Here is a 1,057-nt window from a genome sequence, read left to right on the forward strand (position 1 = left end):
CCCGATGCCGAGTGTACGATCCTTGTGCCTGCGTTGAACGATTACCTGCGGGAAACGGAATCCTGCCGCAGGCAGGTTGCTCAGCGATGAGAAAGTGGATCGATCAGTCGACCTTCGACGAGCTGCTGCTCGCCAATGCCGAGGATAACGTAGAGCGGGCTATTCGAAGCGCATCGGCCGTATTGGAAACAGTGCAGGAGTTCGTTCCGGAGGCAGCCTTGTTCTACCGTGTTACACATGCCGTGGACAGCCTGAAAAACTATTTCGAGGAAGCTTGCACCGGTTTCCGAAGAAACGGCATCCTGTTTCTCGTCCGCCAATATTTCTATCCAAAACCCTATTACGACCTCCGATTCGATTGGTCGTTCTTCCGATATGCGGACAACTACTCCTTCGGCAAGGCTTTCGACAAACAAACCGCTCCGAACCGTATCGGGGTCTTCACCAAAAAGAAGATCGACGACTGGGTGGAATACCTCACGCAGGGTTTCCGGAATCTCGAACGGATCGATGCGGAGAACGAACGCAAAATAATCGGGTACCGCAACCGGTTGGAGGCTCTGTCCGATGTGGTTTGGGTTCATGACAAAAGTCACGGCCAGATCATTCGTAACGGCCTGACCTATACTTTCGATATCCGGCAGACGGATTACAGCGAAAAGATCTCTTTGGACTATCGGTGCCGCACGCTCGACGATTTCCTTGCACTCTCCGACAATAAATTCACACCTAAACCTTAAACGACTATGGAACGAAACATTATTATCGAAAATATCTGCACTGCGTGCCGCTGCGGCGAACGTCGCGCCGAGGAATATTTGACCGCGGAACTTCGCAACCTGCGGGAACTGCGGGATGCCGGGGCTCTGTGCTACGGCGATCTTGAAACGGCCTGTTCTGGGCTGGGACTGGACTTCGATTATACGGACTATTTCTGTCAGGCCTTGTCACTGAACTAACTCCGATTTACGATGAACAATCTTTGTTTCAACCGTTTCACACTGCGGACGGACGATGCGAAAACCCGCCGTAAAATCCTTCGCTGGCTGGCGCTCAA

At 52.4% G+C, this 1,057-nt stretch carries 2 protein-coding genes; both read left to right on the forward strand.

What is annotated here, in order from left to right:
- The first annotated feature begins 86 nt into the window (after positions 1-86).
- The gene (locus tag ACESTR_RS16200; protein ID WP_244075996.1) at positions 87-740 is read left to right on the forward strand and encodes a hypothetical protein; all 654 of its coding nucleotides are present in this window, start codon (positions 87-89) and stop codon (positions 738-740) included.
- 6 nt (positions 741-746) lie between these two features.
- Positions 747-959, forward strand: coding sequence for a hypothetical protein (locus ACESTR_RS16205; protein ID WP_009596292.1), 213 nt, complete (start codon positions 747-749; stop codon positions 957-959).
- The last annotated feature ends 98 nt before the right edge of the window (positions 960-1,057 follow it).

Source organism: Alistipes sp. DJF_B185, assembly GCF_964250025.1.
Lineage (GTDB): Bacteria > Bacteroidota > Bacteroidia > Bacteroidales > Rikenellaceae > Alistipes > Alistipes finegoldii.

Excerpts from the sequence above, each read along its gene's own strand:
- ACESTR_RS16200 (WP_244075996.1), top strand. The coding sequence starts at position 87 with ATGAGAAAGTGGATCGATCAGTCGACCTTCGACGAGCTGCTGCTCGCC.
- ACESTR_RS16205 (WP_009596292.1), top strand. The coding sequence starts at position 747 with ATGGAACGAAACATTATTATCGAAAATATCTGCACTGCGTGCCGCTGC.